The 24697-nt window shown below is 51.0% G+C and carries 22 protein-coding genes; 21 read left to right on the top strand and 1 reads right to left on the bottom strand.

The genetic code is table 11. The features are described 5' to 3' along the window. Positions 1 to 7: 7 nt before the first annotated feature. Positions 8 to 2062 carry a VWA domain-containing protein gene (locus HMPREF1207_RS15110; RefSeq protein ID WP_009675673.1) on the bottom strand — a complete coding sequence of 685 codons (2055 nt, stop codon included), beginning with the start codon at positions 2060 to 2062 and terminating at the stop codon, positions 8 to 10. Positions 2063 to 2490: 428 nt separating this feature from the next. Here HMPREF1207_RS15110 and HMPREF1207_RS15115 point away from each other — a divergent pair, with 428 nt between their 5' ends. From HMPREF1207_RS15115 to HMPREF1207_RS15210, 21 genes are all read left to right on the top strand, one after another. Beyond that, positions 2491 to 4659 (top strand): hypothetical protein, encoded by a 2169-nt coding sequence (locus tag HMPREF1207_RS15115; protein WP_009675680.1) that lies wholly within the window; start codon positions 2491 to 2493, stop codon positions 4657 to 4659. A gap of 119 nt (positions 4660 to 4778) precedes the next feature. After that, complete coding sequence (locus tag HMPREF1207_RS15120) at positions 4779 to 5204, top strand: hypothetical protein (RefSeq protein WP_009675650.1); 426 nt, start codon at positions 4779 to 4781, stop codon at positions 5202 to 5204. A 195-nt stretch (positions 5205 to 5399) separates the two neighbouring features. Continuing rightward, positions 5400 to 5831, top strand: coding sequence for a DnaJ domain-containing protein (locus tag HMPREF1207_RS30585; protein WP_009675685.1), 432 nt, complete (start codon positions 5400 to 5402; stop codon positions 5829 to 5831). A gap of 168 nt (positions 5832 to 5999) precedes the next feature. Continuing rightward, entirely contained in the window at positions 6000 to 6578 is a 579-nt protein-coding gene (locus HMPREF1207_RS15130) for an FHA domain-containing protein (RefSeq protein WP_009675753.1), read from the top strand. 60 nt (positions 6579 to 6638) lie between these two features. Further along, complete coding sequence (locus HMPREF1207_RS15135; protein ID WP_009675759.1) at positions 6639 to 7175, top strand: FHA domain-containing protein; 537 nt, start codon at positions 6639 to 6641, stop codon at positions 7173 to 7175. Then, positions 7175 to 8017 carry a PP2C family protein-serine/threonine phosphatase gene (locus HMPREF1207_RS15140; RefSeq protein ID WP_009675710.1) on the top strand — a complete coding sequence of 281 codons (843 nt, stop codon included), beginning with the start codon at positions 7175 to 7177 and terminating at the stop codon, positions 8015 to 8017. The genes HMPREF1207_RS15135 and HMPREF1207_RS15140 overlap by 1 nt, the downstream gene beginning before the upstream one ends. A gap of 50 nt (positions 8018 to 8067) precedes the next feature. Further along, complete coding sequence (locus HMPREF1207_RS15145; RefSeq protein WP_009675681.1) at positions 8068 to 9834, top strand: serine/threonine protein phosphatase; 1767 nt, start codon at positions 8068 to 8070, stop codon at positions 9832 to 9834. Then, positions 9831 to 11117 carry a hypothetical protein gene (locus HMPREF1207_RS15150; RefSeq protein ID WP_009675674.1) on the top strand — a complete coding sequence of 429 codons (1287 nt, stop codon included), beginning with the start codon at positions 9831 to 9833 and terminating at the stop codon, positions 11115 to 11117. The genes HMPREF1207_RS15145 and HMPREF1207_RS15150 overlap by 4 nt, the downstream gene beginning before the upstream one ends. Further along, a complete protein-coding gene (locus HMPREF1207_RS15155) occupies positions 11108 to 11803 on the top strand; it encodes an iron-dependent peroxidase (protein ID WP_170318700.1) in 696 nt (231 codons plus the stop codon). The genes HMPREF1207_RS15150 and HMPREF1207_RS15155 overlap by 10 nt, the downstream gene beginning before the upstream one ends. 22 nt (positions 11804 to 11825) lie before the next feature. Further along, the gene (locus HMPREF1207_RS15160; protein WP_009675728.1) at positions 11826 to 14477 is read left to right on the top strand and encodes a molecular chaperone; all 2652 of its coding nucleotides are present in this window, start codon (positions 11826 to 11828) and stop codon (positions 14475 to 14477) included. Between the two features lie 26 nt (positions 14478 to 14503). Next, entirely contained in the window at positions 14504 to 15280 is a 777-nt protein-coding gene (locus tag HMPREF1207_RS15165) for a hypothetical protein (RefSeq protein ID WP_009675762.1), read from the top strand. 29 nt (positions 15281 to 15309) lie between these two features. Further along, complete coding sequence (locus tag HMPREF1207_RS15170) at positions 15310 to 15909, top strand: hypothetical protein (RefSeq protein WP_009675754.1); 600 nt, start codon at positions 15310 to 15312, stop codon at positions 15907 to 15909. After that, entirely contained in the window at positions 15906 to 17318 is a 1413-nt protein-coding gene (locus tag HMPREF1207_RS15175; protein ID WP_009675672.1) for a contractile injection system protein, VgrG/Pvc8 family, read from the top strand. The genes HMPREF1207_RS15170 and HMPREF1207_RS15175 overlap by 4 nt, the downstream gene beginning before the upstream one ends. After that, positions 17315 to 17950, top strand: a complete 636-nt coding sequence (locus HMPREF1207_RS15180; protein WP_016423790.1) for a hypothetical protein — start codon at positions 17315 to 17317, stop codon at positions 17948 to 17950. The genes HMPREF1207_RS15175 and HMPREF1207_RS15180 overlap by 4 nt, the downstream gene beginning before the upstream one ends. Beyond that, positions 17947 to 18495, top strand: a complete 549-nt coding sequence (locus HMPREF1207_RS15185) for a hypothetical protein (RefSeq protein ID WP_009675676.1) — start codon at positions 17947 to 17949, stop codon at positions 18493 to 18495. The genes HMPREF1207_RS15180 and HMPREF1207_RS15185 overlap by 4 nt, the downstream gene beginning before the upstream one ends. A gap of 143 nt (positions 18496 to 18638) precedes the next feature. Beyond that, positions 18639 to 19070 (top strand): hypothetical protein, encoded by a 432-nt coding sequence (locus tag HMPREF1207_RS15190; protein WP_231392092.1) that lies wholly within the window; start codon positions 18639 to 18641, stop codon positions 19068 to 19070. 27 nt (positions 19071 to 19097) lie between these two features. Next, positions 19098 to 19487, top strand: a complete 390-nt coding sequence (locus HMPREF1207_RS15195; protein WP_009675709.1) for a DUF4280 domain-containing protein — start codon at positions 19098 to 19100, stop codon at positions 19485 to 19487. Between the two features lie 118 nt (positions 19488 to 19605). Beyond that, positions 19606 to 22371 (top strand): HNH endonuclease, encoded by a 2766-nt coding sequence (locus HMPREF1207_RS15200; RefSeq protein ID WP_231392093.1) that lies wholly within the window; start codon positions 19606 to 19608, stop codon positions 22369 to 22371. A gap of 5 nt (positions 22372 to 22376) precedes the next feature. Continuing rightward, positions 22377 to 22814 (top strand): SMI1/KNR4 family protein, encoded by a 438-nt coding sequence (locus HMPREF1207_RS15205; protein WP_009675699.1) that lies wholly within the window; start codon positions 22377 to 22379, stop codon positions 22812 to 22814. A gap of 835 nt (positions 22815 to 23649) precedes the next feature. Further along, on the top strand, positions 23650 to 23823 hold the full coding sequence (locus HMPREF1207_RS28830) for a hypothetical protein (RefSeq protein WP_231392095.1): 174 nt from the start codon (positions 23650 to 23652) through the stop codon (positions 23821 to 23823). Between the two features lie 59 nt (positions 23824 to 23882). After that, a complete protein-coding gene (locus tag HMPREF1207_RS15210; protein ID WP_009675666.1) occupies positions 23883 to 24674 on the top strand; it encodes a hypothetical protein in 792 nt (263 codons plus the stop codon). Positions 24675 to 24697 lie beyond the last annotated feature (23 nt).

Here is a 24697-nt window from a genome sequence, read left to right on the forward strand (position 1 = left end):
CGTCCGGTTATGTCCGGACGGTTTGCGCTTCTTGTGTTTGCGGCCGGTAACTGGCCTTGACGGCTTTATAACGAAGCTCGATCTCCGTGACACCGTCTTCGAAAGTGATGTAGAGTTTATCCCCGTATTCCAGCTTGTCTTTCTGCTTCTTGCCTAGCGGAGACGAGCCTTTCTGCACCGCACAGCGTGTGCTGTGACGGAACAGGAGGCTGCCGTCCTTACGTGCCTCGAAGAAGATGCGGTCAGCCTCGGGAAGCGATTCGTTCACATTCAGGCTGAGGAACAGCTCTTGGAGACTGATGCTCCGCGTATCAAAAGAAGTCAGCGGCCAGTATTTTACCGGGATGTCATTGCCGCTGGCGGTTTGCAGAAAATAACCTTCCAGACGTCCCGTGAATTTAGGTTTCGGACGAAGGGTGAAGTAAAGAACCGCGCCTAAGGCTGCCGCGGCCGCAACTCCGAGCAGGACTTTCGTAATAAGCGTCCATATCGAAACGACGGTTACAGCCAGGATTGCTGTTGCGCTCGCGCCCTCTTCATCGGTTGCCGTAACCCGCAGTTCGCTGTTGCCGGTATTCAGCGGGTTTAAGAGCAGAAAGCCGTCTTGGAATTTTGCTTCCACAGAATTCCGGCCGTCGTCAGCGGTAACGGAATACGTAAGTTTATCCCCGTTCGCGTCATGGAAGTATTCCCCGAGGTCAATCTTCTGTTCGCCGTCCTCCCGGCTGATTTTGATCGTTCCGGGTTTCGCTTCAGGCGGGGTATTGAGCACTTTCAGCTCGGCCGTCGTGGTTTCCCGGTAAAAATCGGGAGCGGTCATAACGATTTTCCACGGATAAGTATCTGTCGCCGGGAAAATATGCGCAAGCTCGAAGCCGTTTCCTTCCTGCTTAAGCGGGAAACGCTCCTCTGTTTTCTTTTGCGGATTTGTCACGACTAGTTCCGCTTTCATAGAACCGTATAGGTCTGAATCCCCAAGAGGCTTGCCGTCGGAATGATACAGACGCGCTGTGAAGGGGAAGGCGACTCCCTTTTGCGCTTCCTCCGGTAGTTCAACCCCCGCTTGGAGCTTATAGCCGGCGAGGAGATTCACCTTCACCAGATCGCCCGGTTTCCCCCGGAAAATGACCCTCATACTGCCCTTCTGGGGTTCGATCACTTTCATAAGCGTATAATTGTCCGACTTGTAAAGCCTCACATTTTTGGAGGTGGAATAGACTTGCGCCTCTGTTAGAGGATTCGGAGACAAAAGAATAAGGTTTGCCTCGCTTATGCTCGAGTTCGCAACGGGTACCGTTACTTCCTGAAGCTCGCCTGTTGCCGAGACGGCAGATACGGAAATAAGGGACGCTTGCAGTTGTTTGGCGAAGATGAGATTGAAAATCTCCGGCAAATCATCCGCACTGCCCGCCATGAAGGAGGTGCCTCCGGTTTCGGCGGCTATGTTTTCCAGTTCCGATTTACGGGCGGACCCGTCCCGGTTTAATCCCACGGTATAAATCGGGATGCCGAGCTTTCTGGCGATGCCGATAGAGTCTTCAACGTCCCGGCCCGAAATGTCCGCGTTTCTCCCGCCCGCGTGCTTGCCGAAGTCGGTCCCTCCGTCGGACAGCAGAATAAGGAACGGTCTCCGGGCGGGATCGTAACCGTTCTCCATTAGCTCGGCCGCTTTGCGCAGACCAAGGCCCATATCGGAGTACCAGCGGCGTTTGATTCCGTCCAGTGTTGATTTCCAGGCGTTGGAGCGTTCGCTCGATCCGAGGTCCGAAAGCGGAAGCGAAGAGACAATTTTATCGTTGTAGGCCACGTAGCCGATCCGGGAATGGCCGGTTCCCTCGAGATCCATGAACATTTTGACGACTTCGGCGGCAATGCCGTCTTTGTCTGTTTCATTCATGGAAAAGCTCGTGTCCAGCACAAACATGGCATCGAGTCCTTGAGGGGTTTCCACTTTTGCGGCGGAAAGCGGCCGGGGATAAATCAACAGACCTGCAACCAGAGACACGAGTAGTGCGGCCTGGAGCCATTTTTTAGAGTGAATAAGCTTGCGGACGAGAGACATGACATCACCTTTTTGTAGAGATATCGGACTATACTACTAATAATATACAAATAATTGGTAAATTTTCTTTTATTCCACAGAATAGTTCATCGGCTTTAAAAATGAAAAATGTTAGATCGTGGTTAAAAAAAGTAAATTTTTATTTTTAAGCTACGTTTTTACTTATATAAAAGGTGTTCTATCCCTATTTTCATAAATATTGACAAATTCAAACACAGATCATTATGATACTTCTAAAGTCACAAACCGGATATTTTTCCATTCTCGGTTTGTGAAGTCATGTTTTTACATAAATAGTTCTTTATAACTACTTAATTAGAAGAAACTAGTACTAAACTCACAGGAAGGAGGGGGCGGCAGGTTTACTGTTTCGCCATTAAACAAGCCTTGCCTAAGGTCTTGATCAGGTAAACTTTCCGCTGACCGCTATGGACATTATCAATCAAACGAACCGAACGATGCTTTTTGAGGAAATTAATCCTGAGAAATTAGACCTAGTGACCATCGTAGGAGATGTCAAAGCCATTGACAGCTTGAGCGATGACAAAATCAAGGAAATTAACAGGCATTTGCTTGTACGTAATTTCGATGAGTTTCTCGACAAATTTTCTCCCACGGTCTACTCCTTCTACAATGCGGCTAATCAGAAAGTGATGTACACGTTAAAAAAGCCGGAAGGGTTGGCGGATGACGCCATTTCTGAAATCAGGATCGACCAGAACAACGACTTTCTTAAAATGCTCTTCACCCTGATCGACACCAAACGCAGCCAGGGTATCCCCAATGTGGATTTTAAATTCGAGAATTTGCTCGATATGATTTCCCCCAAAAAAGTGATGGACGATATCCGCCAGGTCCGGAAAGAAATCCATTATTTATACGGGCAGTACGAAAAGCTGGATGAAGGAGATCCGAAGAAATTCGATCTGGGTGACAAGCTCAACGGGATGTTCGAAGATGCGAGCAAGAATTATAACAACGTCATGGCGATGCTTCCGCTTGCTATCGAGGATATCAAAACCCGGCTCCTGCTCGGCAGCGCGCAAGAAGAGAACAAGTCGGAGGCTTTCCAGATCGGCATGCTGACCATCGGCAATAACGGCGAGCTCAAAATTATCGAGGCGCCGAAGAGCGGAAGCACGGAGCTTATGCTGCTCGACGATAACAGCTCTAACGAGCTCGTTTCCGTGTTCGAGGAAGATTATGAGTCCATCACGGAAACGCCGTCGGGATATGTGAAAGATCTGGTTGTCCGCACGTTCTGCCCGCTTCCCGCTGTGCAGAGCACCGTGGATGTGGAGACGGAAGTACAGAACTACAACACCTATCTGGAATTCTACAAAAACGCCAAGGACGACTTCGTCAAAACGGTAAAGCCTCTCGTTGAGAAGATACTGGGCGTCAAAATGTTTTTCGAACAGTACGCCACGAAGAACAAGGGCATGCAGCCTACTTTGCTCGTGACGAACAGTAAGCTGGACATGACGGTGAAGAGCAGCAATATTCCGCGTCTGGAGACCTATCTCAACACAGTCAACTCCAAAAACGATTTCAGCGATACGATCTGGTTCGGTATCGTACCTTCCGTTGAACTCGAAACGGCCGGCAAAGTCAAAGTCAGCCGGGAGCGTTTCAAAGGCAACGAGAAGGTCATGAAGCCTGACGGAAACACAATGGAATCGCTGTCCATGCTGCTCCAAGTTCTCAAGGAGTATAAAGTGCAGCTGTTCTTCAGCTTCGAATCGGGCGAAGACACCACCTTCAACAGCATGGCGACAGCGGGAATCGATAAATATATCGATAAATGCGGTGTGCTTGTCCGCAAAGAGTACAGCGAGTTTGCTGTCCCGTGCGTACCGAACTTTACCATTATCCCGAAAGACAAATCGGGTGTGGTGATCGACAGCCGTATGCTGCATACCGAAGACGGAGCGCGTCTGTCTCAGGAGAAGGAAGACATTCTGAGGCTGTGGATCGAAGGCGTTTATATCGGCGCGAGTTACGTGGCGGCCGGTCTGGTATCCGCTTACCAGTGCCCGGAATATTTGCGGGAGCAGTTTAAGAGCGTCAGCAGAGACTATCCGGGCGTACGCTTCGATATCGAGGCGGGGGACCATAGTCTGCGGGCCGTGTCCACTATGGCCAAGGAAATATCCGGCTTCACCAACAACATCAAGGATGCCATTAACCGCAAAAACTTCGGATTCATTTTCTCTTCGGAGAATGCCCAGCTACAGGACCGGGATATCAAACGAATTACCGTGTATAAGGCCCGCAGTCTTGCGATGGCGGAAGACGGATTCGATTCCATTTATAAAACATTGGTCAGCACTTACATAGAGCGGATTCTTCGTTTCCAGACCGGTGATTTCAAACATGAAAATATCGTTAAATTTTTCAGCAACAATCCAAGCAGCCAGAAGAGCAAATGGCTCGGCACCCGGGGATTCGTAAACTCGATCATTCAGGATGGAGACGATATGAGCTACATCATCGACGACAAGAGCAACTTGTGCCATATCGATCTTGTATTTAACGGCAACGTGAAGAACCTGGAAGTGACGATTACGAAGGGTACGTCGCCGGTCAAAGTATGATCGGTGCACTAAAGCGTATGTTAAAGGCATGGTTTCCCATACCTGCCTTTATACATAAATCCCGTAAGCAATCCTTGCCTGCGGGAACCTTATCAACCAATTTCAAGGAGGTAATACAAATGGGTTTCAGACTTAAAGTAGAAGGCGCAGAAACATTCGAATTGGGCATGGATAACATTCAAACGGTAACTTACGATACCGACACGCCAAACGATTCCAATGCAAGATCGACCGATGTAGGGGCAACGCTCCGAATTTCGGGCAAAATTATTACGGCTACGGACGGCGACAGCGCGGATGACACGCTGAAGCTGGGTCTGTGGTCGCTGGTTCCGGCCGAGAAAGCGGACTGCTACAGAAAAGTGACGCTTGAAGTCATTGCGGCTGACCAAGTTGTCCGTAAGATTTATTTCCCGAATGCTTTCGTAGTGGACTACACCGAGAATTTCGGAGACACCGAAGGCGTTGGAAGTTTCAGCCTGTTTATTAAGCAGAAAAAGGACAAAACCGAATTCGCGAAAGTCGAAGGCGGCTACTCCGTATAAATTCCGGCCGTTCATCGGAGCAGAATTTAAGAGGCGTTATGCCTCTTGAATTCTGTTCCGGAATTTTCCGGCATGTACCATGTATGCATCGGAAAGCGATCCTGATTGGCGAATAAACTACCTCTACACCGCGGTCCTTTATTTTCGGAAGACCTTGGCAGAGGTTTATCTCATATGTGCAGGGACGAGGTCAGAATGGATTATTACCAGGTGCTTGGCGTGGCAAGGAACGCTCCGCAAGCGGAGATCAAGAAGGCGTACAGGCTGCTGGCCAAGAAGCATCATCCGGATCTTAATCCAGGCAATCCGGATGCGGAGCGCAAGTTTAAGCAGATCTATGAAGCGTACCAGACGCTGGAAGCTGAAGCGTCGCGAAACGCTTACGATCATAAGCTCGACGGGCGGGATCGGCGAGGGAGCGGCGGCAAGGGCTCGCAAGAAAAAGCGGCAGGCAGCCGTGCCGGAGCACAGCAGGCTGAATTTGATCCAAGCGACGTAAGAAAGAATTTTGAGCGCTTTTTCGGTTTTGCCGGCAAAGCCGGAGGCGGGGAAGCCAAACCATCTCAGAAAAATCCGATGGATACGACAGACCTCTTTAACCGGTTCTTCGATGCGAAGAAGAAGTAGTCTGCTTCGGTAACAACGCGTAAGCAAAGTCGGCTTGCGGGATACCCCTCTGGTGAAGAAGCTGGCGGGTGCCAATGAAGCAGTAGGTTCCACTTCTACGGTGTACGGGATGTGTCGGAGACATCTTGCCGTCAGGAAGGGAACTTTTTTGCGTTCCCGATGGCGCGGATGTTGTTACGCAATAAAGCGAAGGACATGGGGGAAACCGGCGTGAAAGGCAGAAAATCCGGATGGATTACTCTACTAGACGTTCTTATTGCAGGGCTGGCGGCAGCCGTCTTGATTTATGTCTATTTTATTAATACCGACAATACGCTGAAAATGTTCGTCAGTCTTCTAATGGCGATAGGGCTGTCCGTTCTGGGGTTCGTATACTACCGTATGCCGGTAGAAAGGCCGGAACGGGAGGCGATCGCGAAGCTTGTTCTGCTTAATGAGGACGGGGAAAGCGTGAAGGAGTGGTATATCCAGGGGGAAACATCCTTGCTGATCGGCAAAAGCTCCGGTCAAAACGAGGTTGATATAGATCTGGCCGATGCCGAATACGCATCGCTGATCCATAGCGAACATGCCGTGTTAAACCGCAGCGGCAGAGAGTGGTTTATTGAGGACATCGATTCCGAAAGCGGTGTGGGCATCCAGAAAAGCGGCAGGGGTCCCAGAGACAAGCAAGAAGTCGAGGAGCCTCACAAGCTGGATGTCGGAGATATTGTGTACATAGCCAATACGAGGCTTTTGGTCAAATAAGGAGCAAGCGGAGAAGAAGCTGACAGCCGATCCGATAGGACAAACGGAGGAATGAACAGGATGAGTTTGACAAGATGCGCCAATGGACACATGTTCAGCACCAGAAAACATGGCAATACGTGCCCTTACTGCAGCGTTGTGGTCGAGCCGCCGGCTTCACGAGCCGAAGAATCAAGGCCGCAGAGAGTGCAGGAAGACGATAAGACGATGCCGTTTCTGGGGGAGACGACCGGCATTGAGCCGGTTGCGGGATGGCTGGTTTGCATCGAAGGGCCGCAAATGGGACAAGATTACCGCATCATGGCTGAGAAAAATTTTATTGGCCGCTCGGAAGAAATGCACATCCGGATTATCGGAGACAACGCGATTTCCAGACGGAACCACGCGGTCATTGTCTATGACCCGAAGAAGCGGAATTTTTATCTGCTGCCCGGAGACGCATCGGGATTGGCGTACCACAATAACGAGGCGGTCTATACGCCGGTGGAATTAACCGCTTACGATCTGCTCCAGCTCGGACGGAGCAAATTTGTTTTCATTCCGCTGTGCGGGGCGCATTTCGAGTGGAATAATACGGCCGCTGCGGGGATCGGCTAATGCCGGCGGGATCAAATGGAACACCGTATCTGATTGTCGGAGCTGCCATTCTCCTCATTTTGCTGATGCTGTATGTACGGAGCCGGCTGTACAAGCGGAAGCCCGATGTGCCCGCGGTACGGATAGGGAACGGACAGACCATCGGAGCCAGGAACGAGCAGGATGATTATTTCGCCAGCACCACAACGACCATCGGAACTTTGGCCGTACTGGCAGATGGAATCAGCGGACTGGCGAACGGCAGAATGTGCAGTACACTTGCGGTGTCCGCGTTCTTGAAGAATTTCTTGAATGTGGAGCATGTGCGGCATATCCCTCATTTTTTAAGCGAAACGGCTCGAAGGGTGAATGCCGAGATAGTCGAACAGCTGAGAGGGGCTCAGGGCGGTACGACTCTTGTGGCGGGAATCATCAACGGGGATAACCTGTATTGGGGGGCTGTAGGTGACAGCGTGATTCTGATTTATCGGCAGGGGGAGTTTCTTCCTGTTAATCCTAAACATACGTATGAGAACGTACTGGAGCAGAAATATTTGTCGGGTGAAATTACAAAGGATGAAATGGCCGCCAATCCCAAGAGAAGACAGTTGGTTAACTACCTCGGGTATGAGCAGTTTCAGAACATGGAAATCAGTGAGACGCCGTTCCGGCTAAAGACAGGGGACAAAATCATTTTTTGCAGCGACGGGGTGTATAACACGTTAACAGAGGTTGAAATGGAGCAAATCTTGACAGGCAGCAGCTCGCCGGAGGAATCCGCACAGGGCATGATCGATGCGATTGAAGCCAAGGGGCTTCATAAGCAGGATAATGCGACGGTCATCATTCTGGAGAAGGGCTGACAGTGCCGGATGAAGGAAACCGGTTTTGACCAAAGGGAGCGGGGGGACGAATGAGAAAAGAAAACAGCGATTTCAAGACCGGTTTCGTTACCGAAGCGGGGACCTTTGTGCAGAACAGGGACTACTTCGCCTTTGTCGAGCTTGAAGATATGGCTTGCTGGGTGCTGGCGGACGGTCTTGATTCGGACAGCGAGGTAAACAGTGCGGAAATGGTTGTCCGCAGTATTTTGTCCCGCTTTTTGAATAAGCCCGCTTTGTCGGCCACCCGGCTTAAACGCTACATGCAGGAAGCCAGCGAATGGCTGAATGAGGAAAGCCGCCGGGTCCGCCTTAAGGCGAGCGTGCTGATCGTCGTGACGGACTACACAAGAATCGTGTGGGCCGTTGCGGGCAACGCGCGATTATATGTGATCCGGGGAGGCAGGCTCGTGGAACGGAGCCGCGACCAGAGCCTGGCCCAATCCTGGGCGGATGAAGAACGTATTCCGCTTGAAGCCGTGGACCGGCATGAAGAAAGGCATAACCTGCTGAATTATGCAGGCAAACCGGATGTGTTCGAACCGTACGTCTCTCCGAAATTCATGCTGGAAGACGGGGATGTGCTCTTGATGAGCACTCCGGGCATGTGGGAAAACGTCGCATCCGCCGAGATGGTGGACGCCGTCGAGGAAGCGAAAGGGCCTGCGGAGCTTACGGATCTGCTGGAAGAAGTTCTTCTGAGCAGGCAAAAGCGGATGGTTCCGAACTATACGGCGGCGGCTGTTTATGCCAATAAAGTCTACAAAGAAGTGAAGGGAAAAAAGCGGAAGTGGGCCAAACGGATCGCGTTGATTCTCATTCCTCTGCTGCTGGTCGGAGGCGGAGCTTATGTGTACGCGGCCAAAGAAGCCGCGCGTAAAGCGGAAGCGGCCCAGGGCATGCTGGAGCACGGCAAGAGTGGGGACGACTATGCGGCTGAGGGGGATTACGCCAAGGCGCTCAAGGAATACAGCGAAGCGCGCAGCGATTCCCAGAAGATCAAAGATAAGGTGCACACCGTGCTCTTTACCAAAAAACAGCGTGCGGCCCAGTATATCGTGGACGGGGACACCTTCCTTAAGGAAGGGGATTACGATAAAGCCTCGGCGAGTTTTACTAAAGCCCAGTCCGAGATCAAAAATCAGGCTGATTTTAACCCTCAGCATCTGGAAGAGCGCATAGGGCGTGTCCAGGCTTATTCGGCTGTCATGAATACGGTCAAAGAAGGGGACCAGAAGTTTACCGCTCTCGATTACATAGGCGCTCTTGAGATTTACCAGAAAGCGAAGCAGGCATCCGCGGAAGCTTCGTTTCCGGACGGGGACAAGCTCATTAAGGGAAAGCTGGATGAGACTCAGGAAAAGATCGCCGGTCTCGAGAAAGAGACGAAGCTTCTTGAAGCGGACAAGCTGGACAAGAAGGGAGACCGCAGCATGGCCGCCCAAGACTACGCCGGGGCGATCACGGCTTTTGCCTCGGCCCAGGAGATTTATCAGGAAATCAAGATGCTGGAACGGGTGCTTGGGATGGAGAGGAAGATTACCAAAGCCGAGGAAAAGCAAAATCCTGTCCCGGCGGCACCGCCCGCAGCTCCTGCGGCTCAAGGAGGACAAGCTATTCCGGGTCAAGGATCAGGGGATCATCCATCCGGACCGAATCAGCCGGCTCAGCCGCAGACACCACCCTCCGCAGGAGGAGGACAATCTTCTCCTTCTTCGGCGGGAGCATCCGGGTCACCGGCCGGCGGAGAAGAGCAGTCTCGGCCCGCTAAGGGCGAAGGAGGGAATTCTCCCGCATGAAGGATATTATTTTGGACCGGCTGAACAAAATGGAGGATTTGGAGCAGCGCCGTATGCTCAAGCAGTTGATGACGGGGCTTTTTCTGAATCTGGTGGACTATCAGGAGCAAATGAACCGGCAGCTGGAAAAGCGGGTATTTGACGAGATTGAAGATTGGGAAGGCCGGTTTGATATTTACGCCAGCTTATGTTCGCGGGATGAATGGGACCCTCTCCATGAATTTTTGTATCCCATGTGCCCGGAGGATGTGGAGAATACTTTGATTGATATGCTTCACGTTATCGAAGGGCTGAGGGACGGCAGAGAAGCACGGCTGATCTCTCTGTTCCTGGAATGTGATTCCGTGCGTATCCGGGATCTGACGAAGAGCGGTAGGCTGTTCGACGGACATCTCAAGACGCTTTCGGGAACTTATCCGATTAAAGTAGCGCTTCGGCCTTGCGAGAAGTACATCAAAGAGATCGAGAATCTGTATCAGATATTCCTGAAAAATGGTATTCCATGGCGGACAATCAACCATCCTTTTGCCTATAAATTTATCGACGTCGTCCTGACGGAATGCGCCGCAATACCCGGGGAAGACGAAACCGTTACGGAAATTTCAGTGAATCTGGAAGAGTTCGAAGCGTACAAGCGGACGGACCGGATTCCGCTTTGGAATATGGAACGGCTTGAGATCAAGAACAGCGGGTTTCCGGTTCCCGCTTCGGACAAGGTTAATTTCGAACATGTTCTGTCACTGAGAAAAACGGGGATGGAGCATGGGTATCTGGTGGATGGGCACACGGACGATATCCGGTACATCAAACGATCCGGGGAAGAGCTGACGATCGTTTCGCCGCAAGAGAAAGCGGGAGTCTGGAACGTGCTGAAGGTTGTGCAGCCGGTAGATATCCAGATCGGGAGACTTCAATACGCGCTTGTCTCGAACCGCTGCGCCAGCAGTTTTGTCGGCAAGTATGCACGAAAGCAGGCCACGATTGTGCGCTCCAAAGGGGAAGTGGCACGGATTGTGCATTCCCTTGAAGCTTCCGAATATTTGACGCTGGAGGATATCCGGATCGTGGACAAAGCGGATTCAACGGCAGTTACGTACGAAATGAACCCTTTCATCAGTGACCAGGTGCGGGCGTCGAGCGGCAGGGCCGCGCTGTGTATGAGCTTTCGGCCCGGCCGTTCGTTCGGAAGGGATGAGTTTATAAGAAACGACTTCATGAGCTTTGTCGTGTCGGAGGTTCAAATGTACCTGCCCGAATACACATGCGAAGGGGTATGGGTTTGAATTACATATGGGATCTATTGATCCGGGCCGAGCAGTGCGGTCTGGACAAGAAAGACATTCAATTCTCCGCCGCTTCCGTGTACTCCCCGTATATGGAGCTGAGCTTGGAACATATGAACGCAAGTCACGTCGAGAAACAGGTTGAAATTAATCCGTTCTATCGTTTTGACGAGATGTTCCGGGGGATGCTTGATATTAATTACACGGAGTACCCGGAATTCAGACGTGCCTTGTTCGATATTCTCATTCATTTTCTGGGTGAGATCGATCTGCTCCAGGGAATGAACAAAAGGGAATTTTACATCCGGTTTGTCCGCCGTGACATAGAAGCCGGAATTTTCGGGGACAAGGTGCGGCGTAACTTCCAGAGGTGCGGCAAGGAGGAGCAGGATATTGTGGCGGCAAGCGTTCTGCAGACGGTTCAGACCGGGGATGCGCTCTTTACCTTGAAGCGGACAGCCCGCCTTTTGTTTCCCGGGTCTACTATTTATGCAAATTGCGAGGAAAAGAATGAACTTCTCTTCTATATCAACCAGGAGGAGAGCGAGTCCGGCCGGGCCAAGATCAGCTTGCTGCTGGATCTGCTGCTCCCCGTCCGTTTTCATACCGAGCTGTATTGGAACCGGCATTTCGGCATATTGGGCGTAGAAGAGACTATGCGGCTGGACCGCATTGCGATGTATTGACCAGCCGTGAAGGAGGACAACGATGAAGGGATACTCATACAGGCTGTATCAACATCCGGAGGATAGAATGGCCGATCCGGGCGCCGTACGCTACAGCCGTGAGGAGCTGACGGAAATGACGACGTATCAGCTCCGGACCATTTGCAGTAAAGAGAAACTGATTGAAGGGTTCGCCAATACGCTGGACCGTGAAGGCTTCATTGCCACCATCCTCAAATACAGGGGGACGGAAGAATGCCTGTTGATCGGAAGCCCGGTTCCGGGCGGCGAAGAACGGCTGCAAACGGCGATCCGGCGCTATTTGCGTACGCCTCTAGGAGAGAGGGGCACCAAAGTCCCGGCCAGAATCACGCTCTACGAGGGATTTCGTCTCGATGAGCGGGACGGCTGCAGGCTGGAGGGGGCTGCCGCTTTCTCGGGAACGAACGCCCTCCTTGTAAATGAGCAGATGGAGCTGTGCGGCATACTGAATGTGGTCCAAAGTGTATCGAAGCCGGGCACATTCTGTCTGACGAGGAACCGGGACGCCTATCTGAAGCGCTCGGCCAACCGCAACTACAGCTTACTCTTCTTCAGCCGGCACGACTCCGATTATTTGTACCGGATCTACCACCAGAACAAGCCCCTTCCCCCGGTTAATCTGCATTACTGCCGCCTGCCGGCAGCCGATCTGGAAATCCGGGAGCCGGAGCTGACCGAGGCCGTATTGGCCATAGACTTCGGCACCTCCAATACGACGGCGGGGGCTTATCTCGACGGCGCCTATGTTCGAACGCCCTGCAGCCAGGACCTCTTGAACGGAACGGTCCGGCTCGATGCGATTAACTACGCGGCGTTCCCCGATCCGGCCGCCCCGGACGGTCAATGGATCGAGCTTCTGCCGACGGTCGTCCGCGTGGCGGATTGTTCCGATCCTTTGAATCCCCGGTACCAGTTCGGACACGAAGCCCTTCTATACCGGAAGAAACTCGGATCCGGCACGCAGGCGACCGTATTTCACGGGATCAAACGGTGGGTGAACGATTACGCGAGATCCGAGGAAGTAAGCGATGCGAGCGGCAACAGCACGCATGTGCGCAGAAGCGATATTATCCGCGCCTACCTCGCGTATATTATCGAGACCGCCGAGCATCAGTTCAAATGCCGCTTCCGGAATCTGCACATGTCCAGCCCGGTCAAGCTCAAAGCCCAGTTCCTAGACATGTATACGGATATTTTGCCGGAATACCGACTGGAAACGGAAGATTCGCTGGATGAAGGGATGGCTGTCCTTTATAACACGATTGCGGACGGCTTCCGGCAGAACCGTTTTGAAGACGGAGAAACTTACAAAGCTCTCGTTATCGATTGCGGCGGGGGCACGACGGACCTGTCTTCCTGCCGGTTCCGTATCGAGGACGGCCATATGTCTTACAGGCTTGACGTCCAGACTACGTATGAGAACGGCGACACCAACTTCGGGGGCAATAACCTGACTTACCGCATCATGCAGTACATGAAAATCGTGTTCGCCGAGTATTACAGCTGTGGAGAAACAGTGACGGACATCGACAGTCTTATCGGGATTCCGAGCGGAGATGTTTTCCGGCATGTCGATGAGGTTGGGGTGGCGTCGGTATACGAACGGCTGGAAGAACGGTACAGGGAAGCGGAACTGCTGCTTCCTACCCGTTTCCGGGAGTATGGCAGCCATACCCGGGAGGACTATAACCGGGTTCGTAACAATTTTCATTTCCTGTGGGAAATGGCGGAGAACATGAAGACGGAGTTTTTCCGCAAAACCGGCATCTTGAGGAACCGGTTTCACTCTGGCAGCGGAGATGTCCGCGAGCATGACCTCAAAATCACGGGAGTGGACCGGTGGTATTTGTCCGTGCGTGAGCAGGGAAGGTTCAAGGACCGGTATGAATTCCCCGATGTGGTGTTCACCATTCAGGAAATTAACCATTTGATCAAAGCGGATATTTATGAAATTGTACGCAAATTTCTGGAAGATTTCTACCAGAGCGGCGAGCTGCAGACTTACTCCATCATCAAGCTGACGGGTCAGTCCTGCCGGATCGATGTTTTCCGGGAAGCGCTGAAAGAATTTGTCCCCGGCAGAACCATTCAATTTACGCAAAAGGCAGGCGAAACCGATCGGGTGCCGGATTTGAAGCTGGCTTGTCTGAGAGGCGCTATCCGTTATCTGGGGGACAAGAAGGCCGGAATCATCCAGACTCACGTGACGCATCAGGCCGCCGTTATCCCTTACGCGGTCACGGCTTATACCCACAGCCGCAGCGAAAAGGTGCTGATCAGCACACTGGATCGCGTCAATACCGCGCAAGGCTCGATTTCGAGACCTTGGGGAGCCGCAGAGATCGAGTTCTGCCTCAAAGATATGAACGGGAAGCTCCGGCAGAAATACAGCTATCCGAGCCGGCCTGACAGCTTCCAATCCGTGCTCTACGAAGACATCGCGGAGACTTACGGCCGCAACATACCTCAGGACGAGACCGATTCCATCGTCAATGAAGAAGTGAAATTTTTCGTCTTCGGAGGGGGCCAAAATTGGGGGTTCCACGTCGTGCCGGTAGCGCGCCGCCAGGAACAGCTGTATGTGGGCACCAAACGATTTTTTGCCTTTGAAAATGATTTGTCGGAAATTGATTTCTTCGACGGCTTGAAGTAAGAAACGCGGACGAAAGGGGGGTGTTTATGTTTACCCGTACCTATCCGAATTTCGCCAAAGGGCGGATTTTGAAAACAGAGATGCTCGAAAATTTGAGGGATTTCCCTCACGAGCTGACGGATTTGTTTCTCAGGGATTATTCAGACGGTATCGTAGCCGGGACCGAAATCCGGGTCGGCGAAGACAGTCTGTGCATCGGACCCGGAATTGTTAAGCACGGAGGGCTTATCTACACGCTGACCCGTGAAGTTGAGCTTCCCTACGCGGCCACGGGGCGTGAAACCGTAGTGAAAATCCGGTTCTATCCGGCCGAAACCGAGGGCGATTTTACCGTCTGCCGGGCCGAGCCCTTGCTGGACGAGCAGGTATCCGTCTCTCCCGGGGAACTGGAACTGGCGCGGTTCAAGCTGAAGGAAGGAGCGAGGCTGCGCTCGGACTACCGCAATTTCGCGGACTTGGCGACCGAGTACAACACGCTTAATCGGATTCGTGCACAATATGCGGGCTTCCGGCAGAGTACGCTCCATCCAGAGATCACGCGGCATTTTGCGGCGGAGATGTTGAAAAGCCGGGCAGCCGGCACCCAGGATTTCGCCTTCGCCATGCAGTGCTTGAGTATGCAGTCCGTTGACCGGGAAGCGATTCTTCATTACTTGGCGGTACGGCTGGGCAGGGAATACAAGCCTTATACCAATGAACAGATCCACGCCCATTTGTCCCGCATTCTGGAGGAAGCGGGGAACGGAAGCCGGCCGGTACCCGGGGGAAGATTCGGGGCGCCTCAACGGATGATCGTGGATTAATCCAGAAAGAAGAAAGGGCGGGAAGTGCCGTGGCGTTTTCGGACGAGAAGATTATTGCGATGCTGAACAAGATGGAAGAATCCCAGAAAGCAAACACCATTGGCGAAGGGCCTGTGCGGATCGGACAACGTTATTACGAGTTTGAGCAGCAGGCTTTTTACGATGACAAGCTTCTGGTCTTTATCCCGAAAGATTTCACAGACATGCCCGAAGCATTAAGTGCCATCAAATATCCTCATTCCCAGCGGCCGGAAACGATCAAAACCAATGAGGACGGCAGCATCAATATTACGCTTAACCGGATCGATCAAGACCTGGAAGAGGGATGGGTCGAAGAATTGACTCAGGGAATGAAAACGATCCTGAAAAAAGTGAATCCCTCCAACGTGTTTTTTACGGACGGTGTCGAGGAAATCCACGGAAAACAGGTCGGCTATTTCGAGTTCAAGAGTCCGGCGCTGGATGCTTTTCTCTATAATCTGATGTTTTTTCTGGAGCTGGGAGGCAAGACCCTTATGGGAACTTTCAGCTGCAAATACGACGAGTATGAGGCTTGGAGGGACGTAGCTTTTCAGATCGTGCGGGCCGTCCGGGTCGTTCAAGTGGAGGAAGGGGCGGAGCCAGCATGAGCCAAACGGTGTTTTCATTTGCCGACATTTCCGTTGCGCCGTACAAATTCGAGAAGATTATGGACCTCCATATGGACAAAGCAGTCAATGAACATGCCAAGCTGACGATCAGCGGGATCGTTCCGGAAGAGATGCTGGACCGGTACGTAGAGCAGGCCGATGAGAATGAACAGATTGCCGTTTCGGTGCGCGACGGAGAGCGTACGACGGTCATTTTCCAAGGAATCGTAACGAACATGGCTGTAAAGGCTGTACACAATGTCCGCACTCTAACCATCGAAGCCCAGAGCTCGACACTGCTGATGGACATCCGGAAGGTCACCCGTTCTTTTCAAAATAAGCAGCTGACCTATCGCGGGTTGTTAGATCGCATCGCGGGTTCTTATCCGAATTCGGACGTTGTCGTGGAAGCTGCCGGAGGAACAAGCATTGGCGGACTGGTCGTCCAATACAAGGAAACGGACTGGGAATTCGCCAGGAGACTGGCTTCCCGTCTGCATCTGCCTTTGATTCCGCTCTGTTCGCAGAAGGGCATGAAATGCTATGTCGGCGTGCCGGACCTGGGAGAGCCCCATAAGCTCGACGCCTACAACTACAGCATCCGCAAAAATTTGAAGGACTTCAAGCGGAAGTCGGAAAACGGCGTCTCCGGCATCGACGAACAGAACAGCATCAGCTACGAGGTCAGCAGCAGCATGATTTTGGAGCTGGGCAGTCCGGTTACGTTTCAGCGGAGGAAGCTGTATGTATACCGGGCCGGCACGCGGATGGAAGGCGGCACGCTGACCAACCGGTATGAATTAAGAGACAAGCAGGGCTTCAGCTGCCCGACCTTGTATGCCTATAAGCTGGCCGGCACCTCACTGTTCGGATCGATCAAGGACGTATCCAAAGACAAGGTGAAGGTCAAGCTTCATATCGACGGGAAATCATCTTCCGACGAAGCCTTGTGGTTCCCGTACTCGACGGTCTATTCGTCTCCCGACGGCAGCGGCTGGTACTGCATGCCCGAGGTCGGGGACGAGGTCCGTCTGTATTTCCCGGACGAGCAGGAGAAGAACGCCTATGCCGCCAGTTCCGTGGATACCGATTCCTCCGACCCCCAGAAGCGCAGCGATCCCTCCGTTAAGAGCATCAGCACCAAATACGGTAAGCAAATTGTATTCAAACCCGGATCCGTTGAGATTATCGGCAGCGGCAGCCTCTTGATGCGGCTAACCGACGACGGCGGAATCGAGATCAACAGCCACAAAAAAATATCCATATCGGCGATGGAAGACATCGAGATTACCGGGGGCGGCAAGGTGCTCATTCAAGGGGAAGAAGGCATTGACCTGAAGCAGGCCGATGCAAGCCTGAGTATTATGGATGAAGTCAAAATCAGCGGCGCCAAGGTCAACATCGAATGAGCAGACGGATGGATAAAGAGGCGGCGCTGGGGGACTTCCTGGAGAAACATATATTCGGCAAGTGGCAGGATGATCTGATGACGGTTGATGCCGCCTACCAAGAACAACGGCAGCGTATAGAAGAGGAGTTTCTTGCCGCTTTCGAGGCGGTTTGCGGACAAGCCGCCGCACTTCAAGCCAAAGGATGTAAGGGAACTATCCGCTACATCTACTTTTCCCTTATGCGGACAAGCGTAATGGAGAACAACCCTTGTTACCGGATTGAAGCTTACGATGAGAACTGGTTGATGGATACGGCGGATTGCCGGTCGGAGTGGAGGGCGGATTTTATATTTGCTCCGTTATTCCGGCGCATGGAAGAGCTGGAGGAGACGAAGAAATCTTATGCAAGGCGTATCACTTCCGCAGATCTGGACCGCATCATGCAGATTGAAGCCGTGAAATATCATCTGCTGACCGTGGAATTTATGAGGAATATGGTGCCGCAACTTCTTGCTTGCAAGAGCTATCAACAGATGAATAAGGTTCCGGAAATCGCCTTGCTTGCCGGAGAATACCGGGATGAGTGCCAGCTTCTGCACGGTTCGCTGGGACCACAAAACGGCGCAAGTGGGGAGGCGCTCAGCGGATGATGGATTACTTTGTGCTGAAGCAGGACGAACGCTGCACGGACGCGCCGGTTCTTCTTGATGTGAGAAGCCGGATCGATCTCCGGGATATTCGTCCGGATAGGGCGCACCGGATTGCCGACACGGTTGTGATGCAGGTGAAGTCGACCCTGGAAACGGAGTACCCGGATGTGCTGGACGGGCAGCTGTATCTGATCTCCGACCGGCTGAAACGAATCGCGGCCGCCTATGAGCCGGATCTGCCGGTCAAGCTCATTCCCCTGATGGACAGAGTCCAGCGGAAGCAGAGCAATTACTATCTGCCTCTCTTTGAAGAGGCGGAGGTATTGAGCCCCTCCAGCGAGCTCAACCGTGACGGAACCGTGGTCAAAAAGCTGGTCCTTCAGAGAAGCAAGCTAGCGGGACGCAAAATTTTCAAGATCAAAGAAAGCGCCAAGCCGTTGATCATCGTCCGTCTGGATGTTGCCGAAAGCCTGCTGCGAAGAGATTTCGCCGGAATCCGGCTGGAACGCGCGGCGGTTGAAGAGGATACGGGAAACTTGGGATAACCAGAAATTATTCATAGAAAGCGGGGCTATTTGGGACCATGTACATCTCAATTGTAAGAAAAATGACAGAAAAAATGCTCAATCTCATGTTTGGACCCGCGAAAAGAAACTCTGCAGGAGACCTGAAACTGGTCGGATTGGGAATGTTTCGCTGGCTGGTGAGCCTTGGTTTTTTATGTGCGGTAAGTGCTCTGCTTCTGATGCCGTCTATGGAGATGGATGCGGAAGAAAGCGGGCAGTTCATCGCGATTATCGGGGCGTGTGCGTTCATTCTCGGATTCCTTGCTATTTTCCTGCTGTTGTCTAAAACGATCGTGACCGATCATGAAGTACGTTCTCATAGCTGGTTCGCAAGTAAAACGATCTCCTTTTCGGATATTGAGAAAGTCGGCTACTCCCGTTTTTTCGGCGGCCGATTTATTTTGCAGGGGACGAGCCAAGCCGTCAAGGTTCCCCTAATGAGCGTGGGGTCCGCGGAATTTGTGGACAAGCTGAGCGAGAAGCTCGGCAGGGAACGGGCCGGGGCGGCTGTAGAAGCCTTAGCCAAGCAAAAGCAACAGATAGAACGGTTATAAATCATTTGACCGAGGAGGTGGCACGTCATGACAGGACCCCGGTATGTGGTCAGGGGAGCGTACATTCAATGCCAGTGCGGATCCCATAAAAGGCACATCAATCTGCCTAACAGCCACGGCTCTTACGTGAACGAGAAACCTATGATGAATGAAGAGGACTATAAGCCGGATAATATTTCCCATTTCGGTATTTGTATAAGTCCGCTCAATCAGAGCGGGGAAACGATTTATTTGATCAGCGAGAGCGGGGAGACCATTTCCGGGAAACCGTGTCTGCCGTCTATATTGGCCAAATGGACCCATTCCAAAGAAACTACAAAGGTGGCCGGCAAACCGGCCTTAACGACAGATTCCGAGCTGCACTGCGAGTTGCAGGGGGTCATTAAATTCTTAAACGACGGACAGCATGACAATTAATCCGATCGGAGGCTGACGGAGTATGATAGGGTACGACCAAATCAGAGTAACATCTCCCTACCGGATGAAGCGGATTGATCATGTGGAGATTACCTGGAAGCCGGGCGAACATGGGCGGATGAAACTGCGCGGCATCGTGGATGATGCGGATCATGTCGGCGCGGTACTCGAAGCTTCCTTGAAGGATGAAATACAAGTAGTTGAAAACGGCGAAGATGGGGAAGAGCCTATCTTCAAAGGTTTAATCACGGACGTTCAGGCCGTGTTTACCCATGGTGTGTACACCCTCGAAATCGAGGCGATGGCCGGCAGCTATCTGCTGGATGTCCGCAGGAAACGGCGTTCTTTTCAGCAGGCGGATATGGATTATCCCGCTCTGATTGCCGCCATCCTGGCGGATTATCCCGGCCACGATGTCATTTGCGAAGCGGGCGCGGGCGTGCCTATCGGCGCTCCGGTTATCCAGTACGATGAGACGGACTGGGAGCTGCTTAAGCGGCTGGCGAGCCGTTTTCACACGGTGCTCATCAGCGATATTTGGAGCGTTCAACCCAAATTCAGTTTCGGCATCCCGAAGCTTAAAAGCCGTACGCTGCCTTCCGATACATCCTACAAAGCTTTTAAGGATTTGCTGGCGTATCAGAAAGCGGGCGGCAGCGAAGCGGGGCTGCACGATACGGATTTTTTCGGCTATGAGTTCGAAAGCGGCAGCCGCTATGCCATCGGGGAAGAGCTTCGATTCAAGGACAAGCCGATGCGGGTCAGTGAGGCATCCGGTCGGATGGAAGCGGGACAGTTGAAATACACGTACCGCCTTTCACGTCTGGAAGGCATGTACCAGCCGAGCCTGCATAACGACAAACTGACCGGTATCTCGCTGGAGGGCAAGGTGCTCGACGTGAAAGGGGAGCTCGTCAAGCTTCACCTGACGATCGACAAGGAGCAGCCGAAAGCCTCGGCGCATTGGTTCGCTTTTGCGCCGCCGACAGGCAATGCGATGTACTGCATGCCGAAGGCCGGCACCGATGCGAGCCTGTACTTGCCCGACGACAGCTGCAGCAATGCGAAGGTGCTCGACTGCGTGCGCAAGAACGGAGACAGCTGCGCCAAGACGGGCAATCCGAGCAACCGGTATTTCGGCACGGAGCACGGAAGCGAAGTCGAGCTGACGCCGACGGCCGTCAACGTGGCGGGCGGCAGCAAAGAGCCGCTGAAGCTGAGCTTCGACGATGCGAGCGGCGTCACCATTACGAGCCACAAGAAGCTGACGCTAAATGCCGGAGAGGACATCTCGCTGTACACGCCCAAACGGATCGTGATCAAGGCGACGAGCCAGTTGATGGCGAAGAAGCTGGCGGCGCAGAGCGGGTTTGCCATTGAAGGCGAGTACCACTTCCTCAGCGAGAACGTACTTGCGGAGGGAAGGGACCAGACTGCGTACCCGCCGTACAACGATGAGCCGCAGAAGGGGACGCCGCCACCGCCGCCACCTCCGCCGCCGGAGAAGAAATTCAGTTGGGGGAAGCTGCTTGGAAATGTTGTCGGCGCCCTAGCCATTGTAGCGGTCGTAGCTGTTGTAGCGGCCGTAACAGTAGCGACATTAGGGGCAGGTACCGTTGTCATTGCCGCCGTGGCTGCCGGAGCGGTGGCGGCCGGAACAGCGGCGGTAGCGGCTAAGGCCATCTCGGATATTTCGCGCGGGGAAGTCAGTGACTTTGGAGATTATGCGGCGGATGCTTTCCGAGAATCCGTTATCGGAGCCGTATCCGGGGCCGTATTCGGACCGTTGGGCGCAGGCGCCCCGATACTGGGCAAGATGGTTGTAGGGGGCGTCTCAGGCGCCGCCGAAAGTATCGTCAGTCAACTTACCGACGGCGATCCGGGATTCAGTTGGGGACAAGTGCTGTTCACTGCAGGGGTCGGGTTTGGAACGGCAGGTCTGCTGGATGCCAAGATAGCCCAGAAGACGATAGGCGAATATATCTCACAGGGAGCCACTAAAATAGCCCCTAAGTGGATAGCGGACGGGTTTGGCAAAATAGGAGAAGGTTTTGGAAAATTTGTAGGGAATTTAAATGATTGGGGTACGAGTTTGGGCAAGGGCTACATGAAGGAAACCCAGCAATTTGCTCAAAGTATAGCGGGTTCTGTAACCGGAGCACTTAATAAATCCGTCAACAGATTAACCAAGGACATTGCCGATTTAGGCCAAATGGGCAAAGAGCTGGGTCGGAAAATTCAGAATAGCGTCCAGATGCCAAGGTTCGGTTATGAATTGGCTTTTGATGGTCCACCGTTGCCTGCCAATCAAATAGGCAATCATTTTGGGAAATCCGTTACAAACAGTGCGAACGTCTTACAAAGTTCTTCTAAGGCTGTGACTCGTACGGTTGGCGGCGGGGGAACCGGGGGAGCGGGTAACGGTAAACGTTTAGAATTGTCGGATTTTACCAAGCAAGTAATGGAAACAAAGCCGAAGAATTCACCTGTCCCTAAAAAATGGTATGATAAAGGCGGGACTATTTCAATTGATGAGAATGGAACGTGGACTTATACTAATAAAGAGGGGATATCAGTCAGTTATCCTAATGGATATCCTGATTTCTCGCCATTTTATCACCCTACTATAGAGCCAGTAAAGATAAAAGTAGCATCTCCGAAAAATAATAAAAAAGATTTTGAAAATGCGAACTTAGAAGCAGGTTTAACTAAAGATTCTGATCCACCAGTACCAAGCAAAAACGAACCTCCTGAAGGATATACTTGGCATCACCACGAAGATGGAGAGACTATGGTTCTAGTGGATTCTGATATTCATGATGAGTTTAAACATAGAGGTGGACAATCTAATGTCAATGGTAAAAATAAAAAAAGTGAGGAGTAATAAGAATGGCTGAAATTGTAAAAATCCATGAAACGGTATCATTAGAGCAAGTAGAGAACTTTGAGAAAACTAATGAGATTGAATTACCTAAGTTATATAAAGATTTTTTGTTGGAGTATAATGGGGGGCGTGTAGAACCGAATGTTTTTAAAATTTCATCTGATGAGGGTGAAAGTGCATTAAATGTTTTTTACGGTATTGGTAATATGAAAAATAATCTTGAAAAGAAAATTGGATTTTTTGAAGAAATACTAGAAATTGGATTTATTCCCATAGCGAGAGATTCTGGGGGTAATCAAGTTTGTTTAGGTATAAGAGAAGAGTTTCATGATCAGATTTTTTTCTGGATACATGATGAAGAGTATGATGATGCTATGGATAACATGCATTTCTTGGCGAAAAATATCCAAGAATTTATTGATAGTTTGTACGATGATGAATAAAGTTAATATTTCTTGTTACAATTAAAAAGCGAAAACTACACATTTTGCATTAATACTGAAATAGCCGGTGCCCATTGCCGAATGAATTAAAGATCCAACCAATAACGCATACAGCCCATGCTATACCCGTATAAAGATTAATTTTATACCCTAAATATTACTATTCCGTTACATCGAACAGGTCGATTATGGTCAGATGCCACCATGATTGACCTGTTTTTTGTTATGTCGGTTTTCTCACAGGATTTTTCAAAGTGCTACGCAACTGTAACATACGCCGCCCCGATAGATACAGTGTCAAGAACATCGCAACAAAAAGCTAGGATAGCCCGACCATTAATATTGTCAGGGGACTTATCTGCAAATTGTCCACAACAATCTGGCTACTTGCCGCGATGGTTACAGTGAATGAACAATCTGGTGACGATCAGTTGACCTAGAATAGGTGAGGTAACGTCTCAGGTTACGTACTATCTGCCGAACTATCTGCATGTTCACCCGTACTTGCTCCTATCGGAGAAGACGTTATGAGTTCATTGGTAGCGTAAAGAAACAGGTTAACAAGAAAGACTTGACGCTGTAGATTCAGGGGATAGTCAAGAGCGAGGATTACAAGGCGTTTACCGCCCGATTCCAGAGACTTCACGAAAGACGCTTGCCGATAGACAAATTCACTGAGACAGAAACACTGGCTAGCTATGCTCAGTATATAATAACGGCATTTACCAAGCGATTTCCATCAGTTGTCAACGGGTGAAGTTGATAAGGTAACAAGCGGAGCTAACAATACTAGCCCCTTAGTGAATGGCCCATATATTAACCACCCAATGAGGGGGTGGGAAAGGATGAACGCTGTGCAGCTTCAGAAATTCATGAGCATTGCAAATTTGGAAATCCATTAGGAAAAGATAGCGATGTATTTTATACCGATCTTAAAACAGGAAAAATAACGCATGTATGGGAATACAATAAGGATTTACCTAATGGTGGACGTTGGAAAACTCTATAAACTATAGTCATAGTTAATTATGGCTTGAGATTTATGGATGAAAAAGGAGGCAATTATAAATGATAAGCTGGAAAGACCCAAATTTATTTTCCATAAGTATGTATCCAACAGTATCTATATGCGATGAACAGGTTCTTGGTAATTTACTAAGTGTATTTGAAAATAATGCCAAGTTTACCCCCACTCAATGGGGGAATAGTGAGACGATACGTGTAGAATATAATCGTGATGAAATCATTGAAAAAGCGATCATGGAACGTAGGGTATCTGAAATTAATCTTCATAGGGATAAATCCGTCAAGTATTCTGGGAGTTTTAGTTTGCTGACAAATCCACGTTCTTACTTGGATTTTGAGTTTAATAAGTCTATGCCTCAAAAATTGTGGCCAGTTTTCTTTGAACTATCCGATCAAATTGCCGAAAATGTTAAACCTCGATGGGGAGTGACTCATATTTTTTGGCCTCCAACATATCCCTGGAATTCTGAGAGGGAGCGTCAGCATATGTGGATGAATTTATGCTCACAGCCTGTGCCGGTAAAATTTCTTCCTAACGGGCCGCTGGGTGTAGGAATACGAACCTATTTTGGAGGTCACATATTAGATTTATTTGGAAGAGATTTTTTGAAAAAATCTCCTGGAATTGTAACTGAACTTAGCTGGGGAGGAGTCCGTATTGATATTATGGATAAACCTTGGGAGGCAGAAAAAGAGGTTCTTCTAGATAAGTGGTTGAATGTAATGAATTATTTACAATCAGCTCATGTCCTTGCTTTGCCCAGTTTTGATGAAGATCACATGGGAGTATCATTTAGTCCCAGTTCCGCATGGAAGAAGTATTTGGAAGGATAAATGTGTTTGAATGGTGGTGTGGG

Origin of the sequence: Paenibacillus sp. HGH0039 (genome assembly GCF_000411255.1) — a bacterium.
Taxonomy (GTDB): Bacteria; Bacillota; Bacilli; order Paenibacillales; family NBRC-103111; genus Paenibacillus_F.